Raw genomic sequence first — 24325 nt, forward strand, 5'->3', positions numbered from 1 at the left:
ATTTGTAAAACGTCGCCGTGCTGATGCCCAACTCGCGGCAAATATCTGGAACGCCGATGCCCGCCTCAACGCGTTTGACGGCGTCCATGATTTGGCTGTCGCTGAATTTTGATCTCTTCATGTTGAACCTCTTCCATTGGAAAAAATTCTACTTCTCACGCCTTTGCTTCTAGGGGACGATTACCCTGCGACAAGCCGTGAAGACATGATTAACCCTCCGGCCAGATCGAGGCACTCACCGTCCAAACGAGTCCGTCACGGTCAATGAGTGCCTCACCGTGAAGCACGTAGCGCACGCCCCCAAGAACCAATCGATCACCATCTCTTGGCTGTTTGACCTCTGATGCCATCAACTCAAAACGCTGGGTATCGACCACCAGATGGGTTTGACCGAAGTCTTGGACTGTATCTGGCGCTTTGGTGATCACCCGCACATTGAGGGAGCCCCCCGCTTGTGTGGTGTACACAGCGGGAGTCCCCAAGCGAAGAAACAACCGAGAGATGAGCTGAACGAAAGGATCTCGACTCATCGGCTAACCCCTCAGCTTGCGACGACTTTGACCAACAAGCTCGGACGGTGGCACATGGGCAGCGGATTGCTTTGCGTGTGCAAGTCCGTGCCGCGACCAAAGTCACGGGGTTCTTGCTTGGCATACAAGGGCTGACCCAAGGTGTTGACCGTCTCGTTGAAGTCTGCGGGTGCAAAGTACGTGGCAAACGTATCGAGCGTGCCCTCAGGGAACGCTTGACCTTCACCGGGTTCAATGAAGCGACGCAGATTGCCAGCCATGTCTGTGGCTTGGCCCAAGTACTCTTCAAAAGTCACACCAGCAAAGGTAAAACCAGAGCGTTGATCTGTACGCAACATCGCGCTTTCTTGCGTGAGCTGGTAAGCACGGATGACATTGGGGTGACTGGTGAGAGCATCGAAAAAGTCCGAAGACACCAGCACACGCACATTGGTCATGTACTCGCCTTTGAGGTTGAGCTCAAAGTAGCGCTTCAAGTCCAAGCACTTCTTCTTAACGTCCGTGTCCTTCTTGTTGAGCTCGAAATTGAACACGGCAGGTGTGATCTGGAACTCTTCAAAAAGGTCATACAGCACGGAGCCATCTGCATCCAAGATCACACCCTTCAAAGCACCCATACGCAAGTGCTCCAAAGTGATCGCATGTTTGTTGCGCATGGACTGCAAATGATCAGTCATCACGTTGGCCACGGTCTCGGTGTCTGTCTCAGAACCAAAAGCGCGAAGACCTTGGATCTCCTCAGGCAACACCACATCGTCGTGTGGGATGTGAGGAATCATGAACGAGCGCAACTTGCGGCGGCTGCGCTGTCCGACAGTGCCGGGGGCACCCACAGGCAATGTGGGCAAGAGGTTCAACACGCCATCACGCTCTTCAATGGCAATCTGGCGAAAACGCACAGGCTTGGCAGGCATGAGGTTGATCTGTTCAATCTTGCCAAACTGGTTAGGCAAGATGTTGATCGCGGCGGTCAATGCGGTCATCGAGAACGCAGGGGACTGGAAAGGATTGTTCATTGCTTAGGCTCCTTGACGAACGAGAATGCCGACGGCTTCGAGCTGCGCTGTGGCAGTCGCTTTTTCTTCGGCGGTGATGGCTGCGGGCCAGACAAGAGCGTGGTGCGCGACGATGGACTGACGCGTCACTGCGATGCCACTGTATTTTTCGCCTGCTGTGGCATCTACGGACTGCAACAAAACTGCAGTGGCGATTTGGGTGCCATCGGTGGCTGCGGGATCAAGCGCCTTGACTTTGCCGTTGGCATCTACACGGCCAAGGACCGTACCGATGCGCAAGTTCTGACCTGCAGCGACTGTGACTTGGTCGCGGGAATAGAGGGACTCTTCCTCATACTTGAGCAAATCGCCCAAGGTCAACTCATTGACGAGAACTGACATTTAAAACTCCTAGTTGGATTTGTAAGAAGGACGATTGGCTGAGAGCTTTTGAGCGCGCTGCTGTGCTGCAAGCACCACAGGACTCACTTCTGGCTTGGCCGTCGCTTGGGTACCGGCGTGCGGCAAGATGTGCGAGCTGATCTCTGGGCTCGCATTTGCTTTAGCGGCCAGCAATTCAGTACGCACTTGCTCCACACTCAAGCCACGCTCCAGCGCTGAGAAAGTCATGTCTGACTTACCTGCCAGCAGGCACATCTCGGCAACAGCCAGCACGTTGGCACTCGCTTTACGGATGTCATGACTGGCAGTCGCTGCAGATACGGATGCAGCAGCGGGCTGAACCACTTCAGGGAGCTCTTCATTTGATTCACCAGCGCCAGCAGGTAGCACTACCTCTTGATGCGGGCTTTGATGAGCATCTTGGGGATTCGCATCCTCAGGAACCACACCAGTGGAAGTGACAGGGACAGCTTCTGTCGAAGCGGTGGTTGCAGGCGGGCCAGATGGCTGCGTCGATGTTTGCGACATCAATTTCTCCTTAGAAAGAACTGGATCGGGAAGTGAGACTTCCATCTCGCGCCCCGATCCAAACGATCGCGCGATGGCAGATTTGCGTTGTTGAACTTCCATAGCCAGCGCGCGTAAGGCGTCATCTGCTGTGCCAATGGCATCTGCAAACCCAGCCTCAATGGCGTCACCCGCGTAAAAAAGTCCCGCCTGTGTGTCTCGAACGGTTTGCGCATCCAACCCTCGGTTGGTAGCCACCGTTGTGACAAACATTTCGTAGAGCCGATCCACCTCTGTTTGAAGCGCGGTCGATGCTTCGTTGGAAAGCGGCAGATGTGGTGACAAGTCGTTTTTGCGGTCACCTGCATAGATGGCCGTGTATCGATAGCCATCGAGCGCATCGCGCTGGGTCTGATCCACGTGAAGCGCAATCACACCAATCGAGCCCACGCCACCTGTGCGCGTCAGATAGATGCGCTCCGCACTACAGGCAATTGCATAAGCGGCAGAAAACGCATCGTCGTTGGCCACCGCCCAGATGGGCTTGGTGCTTCGCGCGCTCACAATCTCGTCTGCCAGATCAAAAGCACCGCCCGCTTCGCCACCGGGAGAGTCGATATCAAGCAACACAGCATCCACGTTGGGGTCATTGATCGCTGCATCGATTTGTGCACTGATGGAGGCGTAGCTGGTCAAACCTGATGCAGCGTCCATGGCACCCCTGCGCCGCACCAGCGTTCCAAGGATGCTGATGACTGCGATGTTGGGGTTTTGCAGATCTGAGCGCATCACGCGCTCAGGGGGAGTGATTTGCGCCAGCTGGTGCGCTGAGGTTTCTGGAACGACCATGCCCATACGTGGCCCCACCACCGAGAGGATGACCTCAAGCTTGCGGGGATGAATGAGCAAAGGCGTGCCAAAAACTCGCGAAGCCAGATACGGCATCGTCGGAAGATTTGTCATAAGACCTCTGAGTTAAGAGATAAAACCGTGTCTAGGTTTCTTGGTCCATCGGAGGCGCATCAGGCACGTCCGGCGGATGTGAGGGAGCCGCTTGGTTTGTGGCTCCATTGCGTGCGACTAAGCGCGGGTCGGTGTCGAGCACCAGACCTAACGAATCGGCGCGCGCGTTGTCTGCTGCGATCTCCCGATCGATGGACTCCGCGTCGTAGCCGTAGGATGAAATGGCTTCTGAGCGACTCATCAAGCCAGAGCGAATCGCCAATTGCATGGCCTTGAACTCTTTCTCGGGATCCACCCATTGCCAACCCTGTGGGATCCACTTGGCCGCTTGGTACTCCCGCGCTTTGGTGCGGTAGTTCGGCAAATCAAGCTTGCCCTCCAGTACCGCTTGCTGCATCCACGCGCGCCAGATCGGACGACACAACTGATGCACGATCACACCGTGCTGCAAGGTTTCACACCGTCGTCGAAACTCCAGTAAGCCTGCACGGATGGATGAGTAGTTCACTTGAGTCAAGTCGCCTGTGAGCATCTCAAACGTGATGCCCATGGCAGCGGCCACCGCTCTGAACTGCTGACGCATGAACTCGGCATAGCTCGAACCCACATCGGCAGGTGCAGAGAACTTGATGTCCTCACCAGGCTCCAAGATCTGAAGCGTTCCCGGCTCCATGCCCGCAAGAGCCACGCCGCTTTCATCGGTATCGCCCTCACCCATGAGGTTGTCCTCAGGAGCCATTCGGGTGATGAAGCCAGCAAACATGGCCGCTGTCTTCTTGCGCACCAACTCGGCATCGTCATACTGGTCTAACTCATTGAGCTTGACCAAGGCTCTGGCAAGCCAAGGCTCACCACGGATCTGTCCCGGTCGAAGTGGTCGGTACAGATGAACGATTTCAGTTGCTTCCACGCGCACTAGGTCAAGACTTCCTACACCGGATGCGCCAGACATAGGCGCCAGCATTCCATCGTTCGGATGAGTTCGGTAGAGGTGATACGCCACACGCCTGCCCAAAAGATCAAACTCAATCCCCGCTCGAACAACGTTGCCGTTGGGCAAGTCCTGATTCAAGCTGATTGGCAAGTGCTCTGCTTCAAGCACTTGGAGCTGAAACGCCACAGACAAGTTGTCTTCTGCCCTTCGGTAGCGCATACGTACAAACGATTCGCCGCCTTCGAGCATGGCCCGGGTGGCTAAACCCTGAATGCCATAGAAGTCTGTGAGCCCCGCCGCATCGGCGTCCTCACACCAACTCCACCACAAGGCATGGACTGCCTCACGTTGGGGTTGGTCTTGGATCATGCTTTGCGGCTTGATGCCTGTGCCAATGGCATTCGCCACAAAGGCATCAATGCCTGCAGCGGCCCATGCGTTGCGGCGCACTAGGTCACGACTCTTGGTTCGTAGCTGGTCTTGGGTCAGCGCCAGCGCTGAAACGGCACCCGGATTGCTGGGATTCCATTTCAGCGCGCGCCGCCCCATCCCCGCTCCGTCATAAACCGGTGTGTTGCCAAACATCCGGCGTTTGATTGTGTTGATCCACCCCATCACAACCCCTTGGACGTTGAGATGCGAATTTGGCGAGACTTGCGCTTACCCGCTGCACGGGCGATCTGAGACTCCACTTCGGCAATGGCAGCCTTGAGATCAACCACGCTTCGGTACTCAACGCTCTTGCCGTCATACGTCACGCGGTGCTCACCACTGGCCAAGGCCTCTCGCAAAGCCTGAAGGTGTTGTTCGGTATAGCTCGTCATCACTTCATCCAGTTACTGCGAATGACCCTCCTGCCACGCTGGGGGACTTTGTTCATAAAAAAGCCACCCGTCGGGGTGGCTGGAAGGGGTTGAACACTTGAAGGGTTGGGCAAGACAGTCGGACTGCGCCACGACACATCCTCTGGCAGATCATCCACCTCGTCATGAATTTCGACCTTGGGCTCTGCTTCCACAAAGTCCACATCTAAGTCATCGTTGGGCGGACGCACGCCTTGAACACCTTGCAAGAACTCAGGGGTTTCAAAGCCTGGTCGCACAGGGAACAACCCGTCCATGCGCAACTCAGGAGGCTCTGCACTGAGCGGGATGCCCAATTGGCGTTCCAGCTCTAGCCAGTGGCGCTCCTCAAAACGATCTAAGCCTGCAAGGCTTGCTGCTGCACGCGCGTACACGTAACAGTCCAACGCCTCGTTGCGCTCACGCACCTTTTGCCATTCCCGAAACGAGAAGCCGTTGCGGTCACGCCTTGTGACGAGTTGCTCTGAACACAACTGCTGGACGTATTCCGCATCCACCTGCGGCAAATGGACATAGCCGTTGGGAAAGATAATCTCGCCGTCTTCGGTGATGTCGATCGTTTTGCGCAAGTTGTTGAAGAACTCCAACTTGGCAATACCGCCCACCACTGCGTAGACCCGCAGGCCTCGTCGCAGTCGCTTGCCGTTGGTGGTCATGTCCACCGCTGTGGGCAAGCCAACCAACGCAGCGCCACGGGCCACACCCTTCATGGGCAAGAGCCGTGGGTCGTGCTGGCGGCGCACAAAGGCATAAGCCTCTTGTGTGGCATAGCCCGTATCCAGTCCCATGCGGACCAAGCGCATTGGCACACCACTGATGTGGGTCCAGCTCTCTTGCAGCATGAGCCCCAAACGCAGCCATACATCGTCTCGTGATGTATCGCCCTCCAACACCCGGTGCTCCACGAGCCATGAACGCTTCTCGCGTCCAAACGCCCAGATGGAGACTTCGATGCGATCTTTTTGAATGTCCACGCCACCGGCAAGCAGCAAACCACCGTGCGGCACAGTGCCGATGCGGTAAGACTCGCGCCGTTCAAGCAAACGCTCCCACTCAGGGGTTTCACCTTGCTCGACCCAAGTCTCACCCAGCTCAGTGTTTTTAAAAGCCTTGAGCGCCGTGGCTGAACCTTGCGCCAGCTCCCACGCCTGGGCAATCTCTACCCAGCTGCGCCAGCCCACCGGGCTGTACAGACTAGACAGATGAAAACCTGCCGTGCGTCCGTTACCCGGGACCGTTGCCACCCAACGCCCCTGCTCGAGCATCTGGGTCTTGGCGTGCTCATAGACGGGCTCCTCACATCCTGTGCAGAGGTAGCGCACAGACTCCGGTTGGCCCTTTTCCCAAATCAACCGCTCAAACTGCAAGCGTTGCTCATGCCCACAGTGGGGGCATGGCACCATGAAGTGACGCTGGTCGGATTGCTCAAACTCCCGCTCGATGCGCGAGGCACCAGAGATGGTCGGCGTCGACACAATCAAAATCTTGCGCCGGGCAAACGTGCGGGTTCGCGCTTCGGCAAGTGAAATAGCGTCACCTTCGCCTTCCACGTCACCGGGATAGCCATCCACCTCATCTAAGAAGAGGTAACGCACAGGCATAGAGCGCAGTCCCACCGCGCTGTTGGCCCCTGTGAGGACCAACACCCCGCCTCGGAACTCCTTGGCAAGGATTGTGTTGCCCGAGTCACGGGCGCGCGCAGGTGCGATGAGGGCCGAGAGTGTTTCACTCTCTTCAATCAACGGGTCAATCCGCTGCTTAGAGTTTCGCTTGGCCATCTCCACTGTGGGGGCTACAGCCATCATCGGGCCTGGTGCCATGTGAATCACATAGCCAATCCAGTTGTTGCCGCACTCGGTGCCGCCCACTTGAGCACCTTTCATGAACACCACGCGCTCAACTGGCGAGCTGGGTGAAAGGCAATCCATGATCTCTTTGAGATACGGCGTGCGGCTGGTGCGCCAGCGGCCAGGCTCAGAAGCAGATTTACCCGACAAGAAGCGGTATTGATCCGCCCATTCAGAAACGCTTAACAGTGGATCAGGGGTGAGCCCCTCACGCCACGCCTCAGCGATCGCATCAATTCCGTCGTAATGGTCAAACACATTGGTGCTCCTCAATCGATTCGCACCGCCATCTCTCCCAGATCCTGCAAATGCTCACGCACCGCCTTTTCCAAGATCTGGTGCATTTGGTGAGCATCGACGCTCAAGTCGGACGCTAGCTGTGCAGAGACACGAGCGGGCCAGTTCAGCCACGCATCGCGCTGTGTGCGCGCTAATTTGTAGACATGGGCCACCGCCTGCGCTCGGTCAACCAAGTCGCCTTTAAGGCGCGCTAAGCGCACCTTGTTGGTTTGCGCTTTGAGCACCTCATTGGCTGTTCTCGCTTGCAGCAAGGTGGTGCCCCCCACCGAGGGGGCCTGCGCCCCTGACGAGTCACCTAGCGTTTCTCGAACGCTGGCAATCGCCTCATTGGGCACGGGACGGTGTTCGCCACGTTGTTGCGAGGCATCCGTGTTCAGACGCCATTGCTCGTTGGCTTTGTCTACATCAATGGATCCATCGGGATTAGCAGTGATGCGCCCGGTCTGGATGGCTTTGCGCACAGCGCCATCAGAAATTCCACGGTAGCGCGCATAAGCGCGCATGGACATGTTTTGGCTCATGAATGAGGTCCTGTGAGTGCGTGCGCGCGAATAAGCGTACTAAAGCGCACTCATGTCCAAGTGATTCAGTCTGACTCAAAGAACAACTTGATCTTGTTCACGAACAGAGCGTTCATACGTACATGCGCTAACGCATTTGATTAATTTTTTTGGAGCGATTGATGAACCACCACACCACAGCCAACGCGATCACCGCGCCCTCTTCGCTTTTGGAGCAGATCGCTTTGAAGCACTTTTTTGTGCAGACCTTGAAGACCCAGAACTCTGACCGCTTGGACTTCCACGACGTTTCGGTTTGGGCGATTGAGTCGGCTCTGAAGGCTGCGTTTGAGGCAGGGGTTCAGGCTGGAGCTCAGGCTGGGGTTGAAGCGGCTTTGAAGAAGAAAACAAAGAAGGCTTAAGGACAACAAAGAGTTGCAGCAAGAGATTCACCACTCGCTTGACTCGATCGGAAATAGAAGCGTTCATCACGCACCTCACAAAGAAATATTTGGAAAAGACATGCAAACCATCAACAACCGCAAGGAGATTGAAACGATGACTTACACAACAAACGGCCTCACCCTTGATGAGGTGGGCTTTATCCAGATCGCTGGCATCAAAGTCTTGTCGGCAGCGGCCAAGGGAGAGCTGGACTTGAACCGCTTAGCACGGGAAGAACTGGCCTCACGCGGTTTGGACAAAGAAGGCCACTGGGTTGGCTTTGATCGCGCCAGCCAGATTCACAACGTCAAGAAGTAACCCCAACCACTTCAACCGGAGAAACACATGACCACCACACTCACTGCCACCCAACAAGCCATCCTTGCCCACGCCCACCAACACACCGACGGGAAGATTGAATGGTTCCCAGAGAAGATCAAAGGCGGAGCACGACAAAAGGTGCTCGACGGCTTGTTCAACCGCGCACTCATCACCAAGAGCGCCAGCAACTGGCTCATTGCAGCAGAGGGTTACGACGCGCTTAGCGTCCCACGCAAAGGCGCTGTTAAGCCGCCAGCGCCAGATTCAAACGATTCATCAGCCACCCCTTCAACTGATTCATCAGCAAATTCCAAAACACCACGCGTCCGAGAAAACAGCAAGCAAGCTCAAATGATTGAGTTGCTCAAACGCCCCGACGGTGCAACCTTGACTCAATTGGTTCAAGCCACTGGCTGGCAATCACACACGGTGCGGGGCGCGATGGCTGGATCCCTGAAAAAGAAACTGGGCCTCACCATCATCTCGGAAAAGGCGACAGGCCAAGAGCGCACTTACCGTATTCAAGAGCAAGGAGTTGCAGCATGAGCACGATGACCATCACGATCGAGCGCACACCACGCACCTTGAACTTCGACGGCAAGCAAATTGAAGTTGAGGAACTCAGCGTTGAATTGCCATTTGCGCGCAAGCCCTGCAGCCTCGAGGAGGTGGGCGGTTACGGCAACTACAAGGTGCTCGTGACTGAAACCAGAGAGATGACTGCTGATGAGTTCGACAGCTTTGGCCGAACGCTCCTTAGGTCACGCGATTGGCTTGCAGGCAAAGGCGGCGGCACAGGTGACGGATTCTTGTGCGTGGAAATCAAAGCACCAGGTCGTCCCTACCTCTATATCAACCCCGAAGGCGAGGACTATGCGCGCTACGTTGCACGCTTAGGGTAAAAGAAAAGGCGGCAAGGTCTGAAACCTTTGCCGCCTTGTGCGATGCACAAATGAAGCAATTACTTCTTCTTGTTCAATGCTGCTTTGAAAGCTGCACCAGGTGTGAACTTGGGCACATTGGCAGCAGCAATCTTCAAAGCTTCGCCAGTACGTGGGTTACGACCCGTACGTGCAGCACGCTTGGTAGCCTTGAAAGTTCCAAAGCCAATCAACTGGACGTCTTGCTTCTTGGCAACAGACTTGGTGATGATTTCAAGCAATGCATCGATTGCGCGGCCAGATGCGGCCTTAGACATTTCAGTTTCGTGAGCCAAAGCTTCGATTAATTCGGTTTTGTTCAACGTAATCTCCTTTTTCTGAACGGACGAGATTCTGACACGGTTACATGTCAATTCGCTAAAGGGTTGTCGCCTAGCGCTTGAGGTGCATCAAGCTCTTGCACTTCAGCCCGATGAAGCACCGCCTTCTTGCCCGTGAAATCCTCCCAGCGCTTGACGATCACATCGACAAACTTAGGATCCAACTCCATGAGTCGGGCGTGTCGGTTGGTTTTTTCACAGGCAATCGCCGTGGTGCCTGAACCGCCAAATAAGTCCAACACGATGTCTCGGCTCTTGGAAGAATTCTTCACAGCGCGCTCGACCAGCTCGACTGGTTTCATCGTGGGATGCAAGTCGTTGACTCGGGGCTTGTTGTAGAACCAAACATCTGCCTGGTCACGGTCCCCACACCAGAAGTGATCTGATCCCTGCTTCCAGCCGTAGAGGATTGGCTCGTACTGGCGCTGATAGTCAGCACGTCCTAACGTGAATGAGTTCTTGGCCCAAATCACAAAGGTCGACCATTTGCCGCCGGCATCGAGCCAAGCTTTTTGCAGTGTGTGCAACTCAGAAGAGCTCATGCACACGTAGCAAGCGCCCTTTGTCATGATCAGCAAGTTCAGACAGGCGTCGTACAAGAACTTGTAGAACCCATCCCCCAGCGCGTCATTCAGGATGCGGCGGTCTTTGCCGCGCATCTTGTCTTTAGCACTGTTGCCGTAATCCACGTTGTAGGGCGGGTCTGTGAAAGCCATGTCGGCCAGTTGCCCGTCCATGAGGCGCTCCACATCCGAGAGCACCGTGGAGTCACCACAAAGGAGGCGGTGGTTACCGAGAATCCACAAGTCCCCAGGTCTGGAAACAGGATCTACTGGTGGTTCTGGGATTGCATCATCCTCGGTTAAACCACCGCCTTCATCTTCTGGACTGAGCAAGTCGTCAATCTCTTCATCCGTGAACCCCATGAGCGGGAGGTCGTAGTCAGCAGCTTGGAGCTCAGCCAACTCAAGCTTCAAAAGCTCTTGGTCCCATCCCGCGTTTTCGGCAATACGGTTGTCGGCCAAGATGTAGGCCTTCTTTTGCTCTGGGGTCAGGTGCGCCAACTCGATGACGGGCACCTCTTTGAGGTCGAGTTTTCTGGCTGCCATCAAACGGCCATGCCCTGCAATGACGCCCCGCTCACCGTCTGTGAGGATGGGGTTGGTCCAGCCATATTCGGCAATCGAAGCTGCAATTTGCGCAACTTGCGAATCGTTGTGCGTGCGGGCATTGCGGGCATACGGTATGAGCGTATCGACCGCGACCATTCGGATCTCGGGTGTCATGAGGGGCCTTAGTAAAATTGCGCAAACAACAACGAAAAGCTGAAGTGCGGATAACAGTCATTAACGGGGTCTTAGCCCGTCAACATCACAAAGACGGGAGCGATGCAGGTTTTGCACCGCTAACCGTGGGGACCTATGAGGTCGTGGGTCCAGAGCAAAACGGATGTCTGGAAATTCGCAAAGAAGATGGCAGCAGTTTGTTTATGCCAATCGACAAACTCGACACCTACGTCAAACGCGGAGATGTTTTGCTGAGCTAAGAATTAGCTGGGTGCGTACCCGGTGCGTACTGCGCACCCGGATTTCGGGGCTATCGGTATCGAAATCTCGCACCTTTGCCCCCCGCATAGAGTTTTGGCCCGGAAGGACCCGTGAATTCAGGAAGTCTGGGGTGACTTCGCTGGATTGAAGCCACTGCTAGGGCACTTTATGCCTGAGATGCGGCAGAGTTACGTGAAGTCTCACTCTGAGTGAATCAATCGACTCACAACTGCCGCGACCATAGACAGAAATGTAGCCTCAAAACGCTGAAATGTTGCAGCGTGATTTGGGCTCAAAAACCGCGCATTACCTCTCCCCCTTTAACTGCGCCGCTTACTCACTTCAAATCACGCCAGAACACTCACAGACGTTTCGGTTTAGTTTTGTCGTTGAGCTTATCGGTCACCACTTGCATGTCACGCTTCCAACGTCGCCATGCCGTGGTGCGATCACACCCAAAGCGTTTACCGATGTCGCGCCAGTCGTACCGCTTGGCGCGCATCCACACCAAGAGCCGCTCATCCAACTCCAAGACTTGCACCCATTGCATGACCTCAAGCATCAGGTCCACATCCTTGGGACTTGGTGGCGGCAATCGATAAAGTCTCTCTCGGTCTGGATAGGCCTCGAGTTCACTTTGCGCGACCACTGGCCAAGTGCTCACGTAGCCTTGGACCGTCACACGAGGCAAACGCCTCGCAGTGCGTGCTGCTTCCGTGAAACGCTCGGCTACAACATCAATCGTCCAAAGCTCATCCATGCTGCCCTCCCTTTGGTGGGACACAGTTGGTTTGCCCGTAGAGCCGCTCTCCAATGCTGCGAATGAGTTGGCGCTCCAAAAAGTTCAAGCGCTTGTCATCCTCTGAGATGACCAGGATGTGTTGCTCACGCCAACCTTGGCGTTTGGTAGCTTCAACATCCATGGGGTTGGCTTGCATACGCCCAAGGGGCGATGGATAGTGCGGTTGGGGAATGTTCATTGAACACCTCCAATCGTCAAATATCCATGCACCGATGGGATGGCAAATGCGTCGAATGACGCATTTGACGTTTTAAAACATTCCTTCTTTATATATGCGTATACGCATTCGCGTATAGAACTACTGTTATTGAATGTCGGAAACGTCAAAGTACCTGTTTTTGAATTCCTAAGTTTCATTTTTATCTCCTAGTTATCGTTGTAGGGGTAGGTGCGAACGGGAAAACTCGTGGCCGTTTTGAGGTCAATTCCGGCAAAACCTCGAACACCCATGGAGTTACGCCACTTGTCAAAACGTCGCGTGATGAGCGCATCAGAAAACCGACGTTGTGTTCCCACGAACTCACCACTCATCTCGGCCCATTGCTTCCAGTCGTTAAAGAGCGTGACCGTGAGGGCTTTGTCATTCGCGCCAAGCTTGCAGCGCTCATCCAACCAGCGCCCCATGGCATCCTCACCCTCGAAATACTCATCCGTGGCGCTCGTCACGGAGAGCGGTTGTTGCAGTCCTTGTTGCTGCCAAAGCAAACAACCCTGCAGCGCCCAAGCCAAGATGCCATCTCGCTCTGAAAGCAACTTCTCAGTGAGCAATGGGTCACGCTTCTCAGGGGGCACCGTGATCGTGAAAGGAATCAAGTGCATGCGACGGCGCATCGCCTCATCGATGTTGCGAATGGCAGGCTTGTGGTTGCCTGCAATCAACAGCTTGAACTGGGGCGTGTAGGTGAAGAAGTCTTGATGCATCAGACGAGCCGTTACCAAGTCACCTCCTGTAATGGCTTTGATCTTGGATTCGTTCCAACGTCTGCCCTGCTCGGTTTCTGTGGCCGAGACAAAACGCGCACCTCGCAAGCCAGCCAAATCCGTGGGATGACGATCCGTGCGTGTTTCCATGAACGTGTCCATGGGTGCATTGGCCGCGTAGTCACCCAAGATGGTTGAGATGACGTTCACGAACACGGACTTGCCGTTTGCACCTGTGCCGTACAAGAAGAACAAGGCGTGCGTGCTGATGTCACCTGTGAGGCAATAACCCACAACACGTTGCAAGTACAGCTGCAACTCCTTGTCGCCACCTGTGACGTTCTCTAGGAACTTCGACCATTCAGGACTCTCACCTTTGGGTGTGGCCGTGGTGACCTTGGTCATACGGCGATCGCGCCTGTGTGGCCCCATTCCGCCTCTTTTGAGGTCAATGATTCCACCAGGTGTATTGAGCAACCATGGGTCAGCATCCCACTCTTCAACTGCTGCACTGTGTCTTGGCTCTGTGCGAACGATGCGTTCAATCGAAGCCATCGTTCCTGAACTTGCCAACTTACCTTTAAGCCTTGGTGTATCTGCCTTGTAGGATGCTGCACGGCAAACAGTTCGACTCAGATGGTGCACGTAGAGCGATTTATCAATACTCCAACGCACGCCATTCCAAACCAACCACTTTCCCCACGATGCGCAATACCGCCAGTCCTCACCAAACTGACGTGTGAACGCCATGGCTAGTCCATCCTCAGTTGTGTAGTCCAATCCATCTACGATGTCTGAGGCCGTACTCTCATCGACTTGACGCACGACGGGCATGCAGTCGCCTGCAGCAAGAAAACCAGTGACATCAAAACCCTCGACACATGCATCGGCCACATCCCAACCATCAGGTTTGTCTTCTGGTGGATGAAGGATTGCGCAGCTGATCGCACCTGCGAGCAAGATGGCTTGTGACGCGCGATCCGCATAGTCCCAGCCCGGCCTGTCTCGATCCGGCCAAATGAGCACATGCTTACCAGCCAGAGGTGTCCAGTCGGTTTTGTCCACGGGCGCATTGGCACCGTGCATAGCCGTGGTGGCACACACGCCCAACTCAATGAGCGCTTGTGCACACTTCTCCCCCTCGACCAGCACAATTCGCTCGGCGTACGAAATGCCGGGTTGATTGAACAGAGGTCTGGGATCGGGTGGTGCCATCTTCCGGCGCTTCACATCCCAAGGGCGAAACTCTTTCTTGCCCGGCTCGGGGTCATAGCGGTAGACCACTGCAATCAACTTGCCTGAAGCATCTTGGTAGTCCCACTTGGCAGTGGCGGGACCTAACTCATCGACAGCGGGGGGCTTGGTCTTGTCTTTAGTGGATGCGCGCTGCGGCAGTGAGTCGACGCGCCCAAGCAAGTCCTTGGCACGCTTGAGCACGTCAGGGAAATGCGTCTGGATGTTGAGTTGGTATTGACGCGCAATCAAGTCAAAGATATCGCCACCCTCACCTGTTGCGCGGTCAGTCCACAGCCCAGCCTTGGAGCCTGAGAGCACCAACTCCAAACTGTCGCCCGGACCGCCCATCACATCGCCCACCAGATACTTGGTATTGCGGCGCTTGCCTGCTGGCCATATCTCAGCGATTAGCGTGGTCAGGCACTCAAGTAAAGCTTGTCGAATGTCATCTTTTTCGCGCGCGCTGTCTGTTTTAGCTGCGTTGAATTTGCGAAACGCTTCTTGCGCAGGGTCGTTGAAGTCAAGCATGTGCCACCTCACTTCCCTGAGTTTGTCGTGAGGCCTGCGACGCAAGTTGATCTTGAGCCTCTTTTGCTTGCGATGCCAAGAGCTCACCTAGCTGCGCGTGCCAGACACGTAATTCGGCCAAGCGATAGCGCACCAACTTGTTGATGTAGTAATGCGGGATCTGGAGCTTCTTACGCTTGTAGGGATTTCGGAAAAAGTAGAACGGCAGGTTGAACGCAACGGCAGCTTGCTCGGACGAGAGCATGGTCTCGAAAGTGTTTGTGTTGCCCTGTGGATTTCGGTTTGTTTGATTTGTCATGGCAAGAGTTCTCCCGGCTGACCATTCGCATGGTCAGCATCAGGTTTAAAAATTGAATAAGGCGCAGCAGCTAGTGCCGCGTTTGCATGGCGTGCCTAGCCGTAGGACCCTTGGCCAAGCATTCGCAAAGGCGGGTACTTGCCTGCCTCATGCGCTTCGACCATTGCCTCCACGTAGGTGGTGACCACTGCGTTGATCAAGAGCAGCGCTTCGTCTTGCGAATACATACTCAATGCGCGATCCATGCCCACTTCGTTCGCGGCCTCGCCCAAAGGCTTGAGACAACGATGCATGGCTGCCATTTCGGCTTCGGAAGGATCAATCACTTCGCCCTCCTTTACCGTGATGCGTATATCTCCACGGTTGAGCAATCGCACGCCTGCTTGGTAGAGTTTGTGGAAACACCGCTGGCATCGCTGCGAACAAAACACCCAGTCGACGGGATAACGACGAGCCCTCCCGACTTGAAAGCGAGTGTCCGCATGACCGAAGCCTCTGGCCTCTCTTGCACAAACCCAACATTTCATGACCGCGCGCTTGCTCCCCATGCTTCAGAGCGTTACTCACTGCGCCCATGAGGGACGTCCTTGCGTGCTGGGCACACGCGTTTGCGTGGAGTAACCCGTGGGTGGGTAGTTCGATGGCGGCAAGTTAGCTGGTGGCACGTGCGACACCGGAACAGCCGCAGCGGGAGCACCACCATTTGAGCCACCTTGGCCTGCGGCTTGCGCCTTGGCCAAGATCAGATCGGCATAGTCTTTGTGATCAGGCTCAATGACCATTCGGATGATGTTGCGCAACTCACCTTTGCCGTCTTTTTCGACACCGATGCGTGCGGGAAACTCCACGCCATCCAAGTCTGCAAAACTGCGAATTTGACGTGCTTGCGCAGACTCTGGCGAGTTGTCATCCGGGTGGATGTTGCGTGAACTGTTGAGCACCGCCTTGATAAAGCTGCGCCCCATTTGCCCCCAAGTCGGCCCCTTGTTGGAGTGCAAGCCCACATTGCTCCAGATCTTGCGTTTTGCGTATTGGCCGTGCAGAACGACAAATTCACAAGACAGGAAAACAGCTCCTGTTTCATGTGAAGCAGTTGCATAGCCTGCCGTCCATCCGCGATCGGGTTCGTCATAGCCACCAGGTTTGATGGTCATACGCACCACGGCTTGGGTTCCCTTAGGAATCAGGTCAAAGCCACTTTGTTGGGCTTCGGCGTCGTTGAAGTCGTTCCAGCTGCTGATAGCGTTTGAGGCGTGTTGTTCTTGGTACATGTGTAAATCCAATGAATGTGTGAATGAGGGGTTGATTCAAAAAAGAGCGGGGTCAAAGCTGGACTTCGCCGACCCAACGAATCTTGAATTGAGGCTCAGTGACAAGCTCTTGGCGTGCAGGCTGAAAAGCAGCGCGTAGCAATGGATGCCACTTGGCATAGTCCTGTTCAGACACAGACAGGTGAACTTCCATGAAGTCCTGCACGCGGTCCCCTGCTGCGACCATGCGGTCGGCGATTTGAGTGAGGTGCTCTTGGTCCCAGACGACCTCTTTAGCTTGTGAGACATCGATCTGCAAGTCACCGTCGTCAATCCGAAAACGCGCCGATTCTTCTTCACCGAAGCTATTGGCTTGTCGGATTTGCTCTTCGTAGCGTTGCTCAATACCACGGTTGATACGCCCACGCATCTGGATGGTCCAGTCATGGAGTTCTTGCACCGCATGGCTGAACTGAGCCAGTTGGTCCTTGGGGAGTCGGCTGATTTGGTTGGCCGAGAGATCAGGCAAAGCAGCCTGGTGGAGTTGAAGGTGGTTCATCTCTGGCTCCTTAGCTTGCGACGCGTTGTGAAGTCGAGATGTGCTGCACGAAGTTCTCGTACGCCTCGATAGCGTTGACGGTGTACGTCACGCGTTTGCCAAGCTTGAGGTAGTGAGGACCACGACCTTCGGTTCGCCAACGCTGCAGAGTCTTGGGGCTCATGCCCCAACGGGAGGCCAAGTCAGCTTCCGTGAAAACCATGCGCTCGGCTGGAAGGGATTCATGAGCTGAGGAGCCCAGAGGGGATGTACGCCCGGTTCGGGCTGGTGTTGTAGACCGCATATTTACTCCTTTGATTCAGTAGAGGGACAACGGCTCTATTTCAGGAAATCAATGGAGAACTGATAAGGAACTGATTGGTGAACTTGTGCGATATCTCTAGTTCACCGTTCTTTTGGAGCACCGCTTAAGCCCCCTGCTTATCAAATAGGCTTGTGAAAATAGCGCTAAATTCGCCAAGCCTTGCCATGTCTAGGGTTTGAGGTCAGTGCGGCGGACTCCCTCACCCCAAATTGCTAGGTTTTTGCGTCATATTGCAGACTTGCCGTAAAGAATGTATCATTCGGTCATTGATCTGTATTTGAGTGATTTAATTCAAATAAATCAATCACTTACGATGATTATTAATCAATGGTTAATGAGCCATAAATGTTGCCATGAACATCACCGATCGCATCAGACGCTCCATTCGGAGTCGTGCCGACCTAGTGTTTCGGCCCACTGACTTCCTGCCATTTGGCAGCGAAGCATCGGTAAAGCGCGCCCTAAGGGAACTCACAGACATTGGCGTGGTGGTACGGCTTGGTGTGGGCATCTATGCCAAGGCAAAACCCAGCGTGATCTCCGGCAAACCAATCCCAATTCAGCCACTCGAAGTGCTTGGCCCACAAGCTTTAGCCAAACTTGGTGTTCGTCTTAAAGAATCGTTCCAAACTGCTGAGTACAACTCTGGTCGAAGCACTCAGATACCCACTGGTATCGTTGTAAACATTGGCAAACAACGAATCAGTCGAAAAATTGGTTTCAATGGAAAGTTCTTAAAGTATGAGCACGCATGAGAACACTATCAGCTGAGCGACTAGAACTCATCGACGCTTTGGTTGCTGAGGCTGACATTGGCGGGATTACCGCAGCCCTGCTTGAAAAAGACGAACATTTGACAGCCGCATTGCAGGCAATTTTTGCCCTTAAGTTCGAACATGCGTCGTTAGTATTTTGTGGCGGTACAAGTCTGTCAAAAGCACATGGACTCATTGAGCGCATGTCAGAAGATGCTGATATCAAAATTGTGCTGTCGCACGACACTGCAAATTGGTCACAGAATCAATTAAGACGCTACCTTGGTGATGAAGTTCGAGGACAAGTAATCAAGACACTTGAACACATCGGATTTATTGAAGACAAAGAGTTCCAACGATCACTAAACAACAATCGATATAACCATAGCCAATGGACCTACCAGCGCGCATACGATGGCGTCGCTGCCCTACGGCCAAACCTGCAGCTGGAATTGATAGCTCGAGCTCCTACTTTGCCGACAGAGATCGCATCGCTTGGAACTTTGACCGACAAACTCGCAGCGCGTAGGGGGATGGTGTTTCCAGTACCTGTTGTCTCGGTTGCAGAAACTTTGGCAGAAAAGGTTTTATCTTTTTTGAGACGATTCGCTCAGCATCGAGCAGGGAGGATGCAACGGCATTGGGATACGGCACTTGTACGGCATATCTACGATGTGCATTGCATCATCTCGAAAAAACCTGAAGTTTTAGACGATTCCATTGCGGCGTTTGTTACTCTTACTGCTGGTGATGTGGACGAGTTTGGGTACCAAGATGCTGAATTCGCGGCTGACCCGAAGACTATTCTCACTACGGCATTGCATCAAGTAGGAAGTGACACGCAATCACATCATGAATATCACGGAGTGCTATTGCCATTGGTTTATGGCGAAGGAAAGTTCACATTCGAGGAGTCTTGGTCCAGCTTTGAGGAAATAGCCAATCGATTGGTCCATGAACTTTAAGCCAATCGTTGTGACCATCGACAGCTATCGACCCACTGCTGTCTTTGGGTCATCCGTAATGCTGTCATTCGATCAGGTCTTCGTCCCAAATCCTTCGAAGACACAACACCATCAAAGGCCATCTGCAAAGGAAATTTTTGAGATGTATTTCTGTTTTCAATCCTTACGGAAAGCCTTGTGACAAGCATTGCAGGCATCCCGCATTTGCCCCAATGCGGCTTTAAACCGCTTGAGGTCACCAGATTCAGCAGCAGCGGTTACACCCGCAGACTTGACTTGCAATTCATTGGCATACCGCTTGAACTTATCCTCTTCAAACCAGATGTCATCCTTGGCTCTCGTGTCACCACGTTCGCTGCCTTCGACAAATCCTTCCCAGGGTAACTTGCTCAGCAACTCCACCGTTCGGGAATCTTGGGTCATTTGCTTTGCATCAAATGGTCGATGACCGTCCACGGTCTGCACCATCCGATTGACATAGGTTGCCATCAAGGTGAACGCTGCTTTGCGATGCTTGATTGCTTGCTCGATCTTGCGGTCTTGAGCGTGAGCGAAGCTGCACTGGAGTAACAAGCCCAGAGAGAGGGGTAACAGGCTAAATACGACTTTCATCAATGGCTCACCAGAGGGTAGATAACCAATCCGATCAGTGCTGCGCCAATGACCAGTAGTGGCTCAGGAATCTTCTTGAACTTCCACAGCAGCGCCGTGGCACCCACAGCCAGCAATGCAGTGGGGATGTCGCTGATGGAGCGCTGCGCAATCACCACAACCGAGCCTGCAATGGCCCCAATGGCAGCAGCTGTGATGCCATCCACAAATGCAATCACCGAAGGATTCTTTCCCCATTTCTTAAAGTGGGGTGCGGCCACGATGGTGATCAGGTAGCACGGCAGGAAGGTAGCCACGGCAGCCATGGTGGCACCAGGCAAGCCAGCAATTAGATAGCCGATGAACGCTGTCGTGATAACCACAGGCCCCGGCGTGATCATGGCCACGGCCACGGCATCAACGAACTGACGGTCGGTAAGCCAATGGTGCTCCGTCACGGTGCCCGAGTAGAGGAACGGCACAATTGCGAGACCAGAACCAAAGACAAATGCCCCGGCTTTGGCAAAGAACAGTCCAATCTGGGTCAGCAATGCAGGATCAAGGACAACCGGAGCCAGTTGAGCAGCATCGACTGGAGGCACCAAACCCAGTCCCATGGCCTTATTTCCAAAGCTGGGCTTGCATCGGATCACCCAGACCAAAAGTCCTGCTGCGATGAACAGCCAGGCAATCTCGGACTGCGTGATGATGGTGACGGCGGCTAGCACACCAAAGATGGACCATAGCAGTTTGTCCTTGCCGATGCTCTTGGTTGATAGCTTGTGTGCGCCGATGGCCATGATGCCAAGCACCGCAGCGCCCACGCCATAGAACACCGCTTGCATCCAAGGCAATCCTCCATAGGACACATAGGCCATGCCTAGAGCCACCACCATGACAAACGACGGCAGCACAAAGGCCAAGCCCGCCACCGTCGCTCCCAAGATGCGGTGATGCACATAGCCTAGGTAAATGGCCAGTTGCGCTGCGAGTGGCCCCGGTGCAATTTGAGCCAGGGCCAGTCCTTCCTTGTAGTCGGCTTCGGAAATCCAGCTACGCTCCTCCACCAGGTCGCGGTGCATGAATCCCACCAGCGCCACAGGGCCACCAAAGCCGAGGGTGCCCAGTCGCAGGAAATACAGCGTTAGTTGCCAGAGGGAATAGGTGTTCAGGGTCTTGATTTCAGTCATGGCTTGTCTCACTTGTCAGTTGGCTTCTGGAATGTGGTCAGCAGCCCATCAAAAATGGCGCTGGCCAGAGCGAGCAATTGATCGTCGTCGGTGATCGTGCTGCTTAGGCCTTCCAGCGCGGCCTCCACACCCACAGCCTCGGGTGGCTGCACGCCACCCACATCTAGGTAATGCACCAACAGGCCCAAACGCTGCAAGGCCGGGTTGATCAATCCAAAGCTGGCCAGCACGACTTCAAAAGTCACTTTGGTCCCGACATGAGAAAAACTGGCCCCGTCGAAATCAAATCCCAAGGCATCTTTGGGGCAATCCTTGGGGCTTTTGAGCCAGAGGATGCGAGCCTGAGGATCAATGAAGCGGCGGATCAACCAAGCCGTGGCTAACCTGTCCACCCAAGGCTTAGCACGCGTAGCCCATGTTTTGCCTTGGTAGTCGGTAATGCTGAGAGCTAAGAGAGCGTCACTGGCGGCACGAGGCTCATCTGGCGACACCAGACGTGCGCAATCCACCTCCAACTCAACCAGTGCAGATTCGGCTTGAGCGCGCTCTTGACCGGGGAAGAAGTCGATCTGGCTGAGCTGATCAAATGTCTTGCGCAGCTTTCGGGCTTGCTTGAGAACGTCTTGCACCGAGACGGGCGTCAGATCGCTTGCGGCTTTGGCCAAGTCAAGCAAAAGGATTGCGTACTCTTCCGACCGATTGAACAGGCTTTTGAAATTGGCTCCAGAAGGTTCGATGGTGTCCAGCACTATGGCTGTGCCACCTCCCGCCAACACATCCTGAGCGATGCCATCCAGGAGCGTCCGATTGCCAAACAAATCGGGCAGCAAATAGACGCCATCGCGAAGCACCGTGGCACCGGATGACTTGAGGGCCCGCCAGGCACGCTGACGCAGAGTGGCGTTTTCTGTGGGCAGGCTGGTGATGAAGCAGAGCCAATTCATGATGTAGATTATTCTACATGTTGAATCAATCTCTACACTCATCTATTCAGCCATCTGCTGGCAAGGGTTATCCAGTTGCCGGGCCGACCTTACATGTCAGCTCTGGAGGCCATTCAGGCTGCGAACTACTGCCATCAGGCATGGCCCCGGCTGACCGTTAGTGGCCGGTTGCAGTCTATCGGCACAGTCACTTGGCTACCGCAATCGCTGCATACCAGCCACTGACCTATATTGAACGAATGCTCGCAACGAATGGAACGCTACAGGTCTTTTTTTCTGGTTGAATGGTTGCGAAGAATATTCAGATCTGTCTAACATTATTGAAACTCGCTCAAAGAATACAACCCCATTCGACGATTTCGAACAACAAGTGTTTCGTAGGCATGCATGGGACCTTCATACGTTGGATCACCTCTGTTAGCCGCCTTGATCTTAAACACATCGATGAGCTTGTCGCTAGCCAAGTGCGCCTTGTTCATGATCGTCTCTGCAGACTGAGGCTGTCCTCGGTACCGCCAGAGGACTTCAAAAATTGCTGCCTGCGCTGCCGTCAACCGAATGGGATCATTTGACCAATCCGGAATATGGACCCACTCAAAGGTTTCAGAAAATGGTCCGTGCACTGCGACGGATCGAGGCTCAACCGATGCCTCAATCACACCCCCCTCCTCGCCTACAAATCGAAGTCCATTGCCATGAATAGCAAAGCAATCTTCAAGATGCCACCAAGTCGCCGTGCCTAAAAGCGGATCCAATGAAGTTCGACTTAATGGCCTTGGCGTGATCACCCAACTGTCAAGGCGAGGCGTTTTTCCGTGAAACAGATTCAAGGCGTTTGCAACGACAAGCTCAATACGTTCCGCCAAGATCACAGCTCGCTTCTTGTACAACCCGATTTGCCACACGCCCTCATAAAGCTTCTGAATTGCGACGTGTGCGGCAATGTTTAAAGCTGCGCGTAGTTTTCTAATCATCCAGTCGATGTCTAGCGACCAGTTTCTTTGCTCTGACACATCCACTTTGTAGGGGCCGCAGTCAGGGCACTGGACATGCATCTCACCATCACATCGAAAAACGGGTCCACGATGCAATCCACAAAATGAACAACTGGCATAGCGCGAATCCAGCGGACCAGGCACGATCGCTTTGAGTTCACTCAACAACTTCAACCCAGAGACCTGACCTTTAGGAATCGATCGTTCATATGAATATCCACCTCGAGTCATGAGCAACCCAGCCAAGATCAGTGCTTTCTTGTTAGTAGGCATGACCCATCCCCTCACTCAAAAAGGCTCATAGGACGAGGATTGCCCGCTGCATTACTGAGTTGGTATTCCAGCGCATCCTTGGGTTCAAGGATCTCTAGATGAACAAGATAACCTTCGAGTTGGGCGCGCAACTTCTCATCGAACTTGTGTAGGTTCAAGCGCCCTTTGCTTGTCACCTCAACACTTACCAGTGAACTTCTGGATTTGCCCTGTACAGGAGCCATGTAAAGATTCAGCGTTGCGGCATGAATTTCCCAGCCACGGCTCAAAGGGTTTTCATGCTGAAAGTACGCCCCGATCAAATCAGTCACGCATTGCCGATCCGTTGAGGCACTTGCTGTGCATTCGACTTTTAGGCGCTCACATGGACTTAACAAGTGCAAGCTCTTGACCTGAAGACCCACAAAGCCATCATCAAACGCCTGTGGAATTTGCAAACCCAATCTGAGTTTGGACAGATCCAGCACAGGGCGCTGTATGCGTTGTGCTTCCGCACTCACGCCCAACATATGAGTGGCGAAGGCCTCACACAACATTGCGTGGTATTTGGCACCGCCTCGAATGATTGTTCTAGCAACCCCAGTCAACTGCGAGTACTCCAACACCATGTGGATATTGGGACTGCCCACACGGCGCTGCAACTGTGAACCTTCAAACTCAAGACGCGCCGTTGCAAGGTCCTTGGCGTGGATCGTGATGAGTTGCGTACCTTGAGAGCGGTCTAACACGTTAACCACACACACTTCGCCACACCCAAGCTCACGTTGGTAAAAGAGCTTGATGGCATCACAGAAATGAGCAACTGAAGCTTCGTCACGTTTGACCTCTCGGCGCAAGCCTAGGTCATGCTGCTGGGCCTGCTGGCTGTGTTGATCCAGGTATTCGATCTCAGCAGCTGCCTCAAACAAATCTGGATGATTGACGTACAACCAGAACGATCGATGCAAATCGTTCTCACAGGCAATCAATCCAACCAGTTCATTGGGCTTGGCATGCGTGGCTTGAAACATCGCCTGCTTACCAAGCGGATGTGCCAATGTCGAACTTGCATGCAAGCCCGCAATGATTCGATCTCGTTTGACGGTGTTGGGGTGCCCCTGAATGAGCTTGATCAGCTTATGCGATGTATGGGTGTTGTCTTGCCATGACCACCCCTCGGGCAGGGGTAGATCGTGGCGAATCATGAATGCTTTAAACGTCTCGTCGACGGGCAGGCACAGCAAGATGTCTGCGTAAGACTGTGGCTTACTCACGTTGTCTCCTTTTTGTTTTTATTCCTGGAAATTGACCTTTACTGACC

At 54.1% G+C, this 24325-nt stretch carries 31 protein-coding genes; 7 read left to right on the forward strand and 24 right to left on the reverse strand.

Going from position 1 to position 24325, the window contains the following annotated elements:
* From RMS95_RS08310 to RMS95_RS08350, 9 genes are all read right to left on the reverse strand, one after another.
* A partial coding sequence (locus tag RMS95_RS08310; RefSeq protein ID WP_310645291.1) for a transposase occupies nucleotides 1-121 on the reverse strand: 121 nt, incomplete at its 3' end.
* Between the two features lie 88 nt (nucleotides 122-209).
* Nucleotides 210-467: a hypothetical protein gene (locus tag RMS95_RS08315; RefSeq protein ID WP_310645244.1), complete on the reverse strand. Its 258-nt coding sequence runs from the start codon at nucleotides 465-467 to the stop codon at nucleotides 210-212.
* 74 nt (nucleotides 468-541) lie between these two features.
* Complete coding sequence (locus RMS95_RS08320) at nucleotides 542-1546, reverse strand: major capsid protein (RefSeq protein ID WP_310645245.1); 1005 nt, start codon at nucleotides 1544-1546, stop codon at nucleotides 542-544.
* Between the two features lie 3 nt (nucleotides 1547-1549).
* Nucleotides 1550-1927, reverse strand: a complete 378-nt coding sequence (locus RMS95_RS08325) for a head decoration protein (RefSeq protein WP_310645247.1) — start codon at nucleotides 1925-1927, stop codon at nucleotides 1550-1552.
* 9 nt (nucleotides 1928-1936) lie between these two features.
* Nucleotides 1937-3397 carry a S49 family peptidase gene (locus RMS95_RS08330; RefSeq protein ID WP_310645248.1) on the reverse strand — a complete coding sequence of 487 codons (1461 nt, stop codon included), beginning with the start codon at nucleotides 3395-3397 and terminating at the stop codon, nucleotides 1937-1939.
* 31 nt (nucleotides 3398-3428) lie between these two features.
* Nucleotides 3429-4946 (reverse strand): phage portal protein, encoded by a 1518-nt coding sequence (locus RMS95_RS08335; protein WP_310645250.1) that lies wholly within the window; start codon nucleotides 4944-4946, stop codon nucleotides 3429-3431.
* The gene (locus RMS95_RS08340) at nucleotides 4946-5155 is read right to left on the reverse strand and encodes a phage head-tail joining protein (protein WP_310645252.1); all 210 of its coding nucleotides are present in this window, start codon (nucleotides 5153-5155) and stop codon (nucleotides 4946-4948) included. The genes RMS95_RS08335 and RMS95_RS08340 overlap by 1 nt, the downstream gene beginning before the upstream one ends.
* The gene (locus RMS95_RS08345) at nucleotides 5155-7299 is read right to left on the reverse strand and encodes a phage terminase large subunit family protein (RefSeq protein ID WP_310645254.1); all 2145 of its coding nucleotides are present in this window, start codon (nucleotides 7297-7299) and stop codon (nucleotides 5155-5157) included. The genes RMS95_RS08340 and RMS95_RS08345 overlap by 1 nt, the downstream gene beginning before the upstream one ends.
* A gap of 11 nt (nucleotides 7300-7310) precedes the next feature.
* Nucleotides 7311-7862: an elements of external origin gene (locus RMS95_RS08350; protein ID WP_310645256.1), complete on the reverse strand. Its 552-nt coding sequence runs from the start codon at nucleotides 7860-7862 to the stop codon at nucleotides 7311-7313.
* Between the two features lie 161 nt (nucleotides 7863-8023).
* On the opposite strand from RMS95_RS08350, the gene RMS95_RS08355 reads away from it, so the two are divergent.
* The 4 genes from RMS95_RS08355 (at nucleotide 8024) to RMS95_RS08370 (ending at nucleotide 9508) form a co-directional block, all read left to right on the forward strand.
* Entirely contained in the window at nucleotides 8024-8263 is a 240-nt protein-coding gene (locus tag RMS95_RS08355) for a DUF6900 domain-containing protein (RefSeq protein ID WP_310645258.1), read from the forward strand.
* A 136-nt stretch (nucleotides 8264-8399) separates the two neighbouring features.
* Nucleotides 8400-8603, forward strand: a complete 204-nt coding sequence (locus tag RMS95_RS08360) for a hypothetical protein (protein WP_310645260.1) — start codon at nucleotides 8400-8402, stop codon at nucleotides 8601-8603.
* 27 nt (nucleotides 8604-8630) lie between these two features.
* Entirely contained in the window at nucleotides 8631-9152 is a 522-nt protein-coding gene (locus RMS95_RS08365) for a DUF3489 domain-containing protein (protein ID WP_310645262.1), read from the forward strand.
* Nucleotides 9149-9508, forward strand: a complete 360-nt coding sequence (locus RMS95_RS08370; RefSeq protein ID WP_310645264.1) for a hypothetical protein — start codon at nucleotides 9149-9151, stop codon at nucleotides 9506-9508. The genes RMS95_RS08365 and RMS95_RS08370 overlap by 4 nt, the downstream gene beginning before the upstream one ends.
* A gap of 59 nt (nucleotides 9509-9567) precedes the next feature.
* Here the strand turns inward: RMS95_RS08370 and RMS95_RS08375 are convergent, their stop codons facing one another.
* Both RMS95_RS08375 and RMS95_RS08380 read right to left on the reverse strand, forming a co-directional pair.
* Nucleotides 9568-9879 carry an HU family DNA-binding protein gene (locus tag RMS95_RS08375; protein WP_310645292.1) on the reverse strand — a complete coding sequence of 104 codons (312 nt, stop codon included), beginning with the start codon at nucleotides 9877-9879 and terminating at the stop codon, nucleotides 9568-9570.
* Between the two features lie 17 nt (nucleotides 9880-9896).
* Entirely contained in the window at nucleotides 9897-11153 is a 1257-nt protein-coding gene (locus tag RMS95_RS08380) for a site-specific DNA-methyltransferase (protein ID WP_310645265.1), read from the reverse strand.
* Nucleotides 11154-11170: 17 nt separating this feature from the next.
* Between RMS95_RS08380 and RMS95_RS08385 the strand changes: the two genes are divergently transcribed.
* Nucleotides 11171-11413: a hypothetical protein gene (locus RMS95_RS08385; protein ID WP_310645267.1), complete on the forward strand. Its 243-nt coding sequence runs from the start codon at nucleotides 11171-11173 to the stop codon at nucleotides 11411-11413.
* A 362-nt stretch (nucleotides 11414-11775) separates the two neighbouring features.
* On the opposite strand, the gene RMS95_RS08390 is transcribed toward RMS95_RS08385, so the two are convergent.
* The 8 genes from RMS95_RS08390 to RMS95_RS08425 form a co-directional block, all read right to left on the reverse strand.
* On the reverse strand, nucleotides 11776-12174 hold the full coding sequence (locus RMS95_RS08390; RefSeq protein ID WP_310645268.1) for a DUF6362 family protein: 399 nt from the start codon (nucleotides 12172-12174) through the stop codon (nucleotides 11776-11778).
* Nucleotides 12167-12394: a hypothetical protein gene (locus RMS95_RS08395; RefSeq protein WP_310645270.1), complete on the reverse strand. Its 228-nt coding sequence runs from the start codon at nucleotides 12392-12394 to the stop codon at nucleotides 12167-12169. The genes RMS95_RS08390 and RMS95_RS08395 overlap by 8 nt, the downstream gene beginning before the upstream one ends.
* Before the next feature lie 188 nt (nucleotides 12395-12582).
* Nucleotides 12583-14901: a phage/plasmid primase, P4 family gene (locus RMS95_RS08400; protein WP_310645271.1), complete on the reverse strand. Its 2319-nt coding sequence runs from the start codon at nucleotides 14899-14901 to the stop codon at nucleotides 12583-12585.
* Entirely contained in the window at nucleotides 14894-15199 is a 306-nt protein-coding gene (locus RMS95_RS08405) for a hypothetical protein (RefSeq protein WP_310645273.1), read from the reverse strand. Before RMS95_RS08405 ends, RMS95_RS08400 begins: the two co-directional genes overlap by 8 nt.
* 95 nt (nucleotides 15200-15294) lie before the next feature.
* Entirely contained in the window at nucleotides 15295-15525 is a 231-nt protein-coding gene (locus RMS95_RS08410) for a DUF6511 domain-containing protein (RefSeq protein WP_310645274.1), read from the reverse strand.
* A gap of 237 nt (nucleotides 15526-15762) precedes the next feature.
* On the reverse strand, nucleotides 15763-16470 hold the full coding sequence (locus tag RMS95_RS08415) for a hypothetical protein (RefSeq protein WP_310645276.1): 708 nt from the start codon (nucleotides 16468-16470) through the stop codon (nucleotides 15763-15765).
* A 52-nt stretch (nucleotides 16471-16522) separates the two neighbouring features.
* Nucleotides 16523-17008 carry a hypothetical protein gene (locus RMS95_RS08420; RefSeq protein WP_310645278.1) on the reverse strand — a complete coding sequence of 162 codons (486 nt, stop codon included), beginning with the start codon at nucleotides 17006-17008 and terminating at the stop codon, nucleotides 16523-16525.
* 10 nt (nucleotides 17009-17018) lie between these two features.
* Nucleotides 17019-17291 (reverse strand): helix-turn-helix transcriptional regulator, encoded by a 273-nt coding sequence (locus tag RMS95_RS08425; protein ID WP_405023373.1) that lies wholly within the window; start codon nucleotides 17289-17291, stop codon nucleotides 17019-17021.
* A gap of 374 nt (nucleotides 17292-17665) precedes the next feature.
* Between RMS95_RS08425 and RMS95_RS08430 the strand changes: the two genes are divergently transcribed.
* Complete coding sequence (locus RMS95_RS08430) at nucleotides 17666-18067, forward strand: DUF6088 family protein (RefSeq protein WP_310615122.1); 402 nt, start codon at nucleotides 17666-17668, stop codon at nucleotides 18065-18067.
* Nucleotides 18064-19032: a nucleotidyl transferase AbiEii/AbiGii toxin family protein gene (locus RMS95_RS08435; protein ID WP_310645281.1), complete on the forward strand. Its 969-nt coding sequence runs from the start codon at nucleotides 18064-18066 to the stop codon at nucleotides 19030-19032. Before RMS95_RS08430 ends, RMS95_RS08435 begins: the two co-directional genes overlap by 4 nt.
* Before the next feature lie 156 nt (nucleotides 19033-19188).
* On the opposite strand, the gene RMS95_RS08440 is transcribed toward RMS95_RS08435, so the two are convergent.
* The 5 genes from RMS95_RS08440 to RMS95_RS08460 all read right to left on the reverse strand — a co-directional run bounded on the left by RMS95_RS08440 (nucleotide 19189) and on the right by RMS95_RS08460 (nucleotide 24278).
* Nucleotides 19189-19644 (reverse strand): cytochrome c, encoded by a 456-nt coding sequence (locus RMS95_RS08440; protein WP_310615120.1) that lies wholly within the window; start codon nucleotides 19642-19644, stop codon nucleotides 19189-19191.
* Entirely contained in the window at nucleotides 19644-20813 is a 1170-nt protein-coding gene (locus RMS95_RS08445) for a chromate transporter (RefSeq protein ID WP_310615119.1), read from the reverse strand. The genes RMS95_RS08440 and RMS95_RS08445 overlap by 1 nt, the downstream gene beginning before the upstream one ends.
* An 8-nt stretch (nucleotides 20814-20821) precedes the next feature.
* Nucleotides 20822-21757, reverse strand: coding sequence for a chromate resistance protein ChrB domain-containing protein (locus RMS95_RS08450; RefSeq protein WP_310645282.1), 936 nt, complete (start codon nucleotides 21755-21757; stop codon nucleotides 20822-20824).
* A gap of 317 nt (nucleotides 21758-22074) precedes the next feature.
* On the reverse strand, nucleotides 22075-23025 hold the full coding sequence (locus RMS95_RS08455; protein WP_310645283.1) for a hypothetical protein: 951 nt from the start codon (nucleotides 23023-23025) through the stop codon (nucleotides 22075-22077).
* An 11-nt stretch (nucleotides 23026-23036) separates the two neighbouring features.
* Complete coding sequence (locus RMS95_RS08460; protein ID WP_310645284.1) at nucleotides 23037-24278, reverse strand: hypothetical protein; 1242 nt, start codon at nucleotides 24276-24278, stop codon at nucleotides 23037-23039.
* Nucleotides 24279-24325: the final 47 nt, after the last annotated feature.

The organism is Limnohabitans sp., from assembly GCF_031539175.1.
GTDB lineage: Bacteria > Pseudomonadota > Gammaproteobacteria > Burkholderiales > Burkholderiaceae_C > Limnohabitans.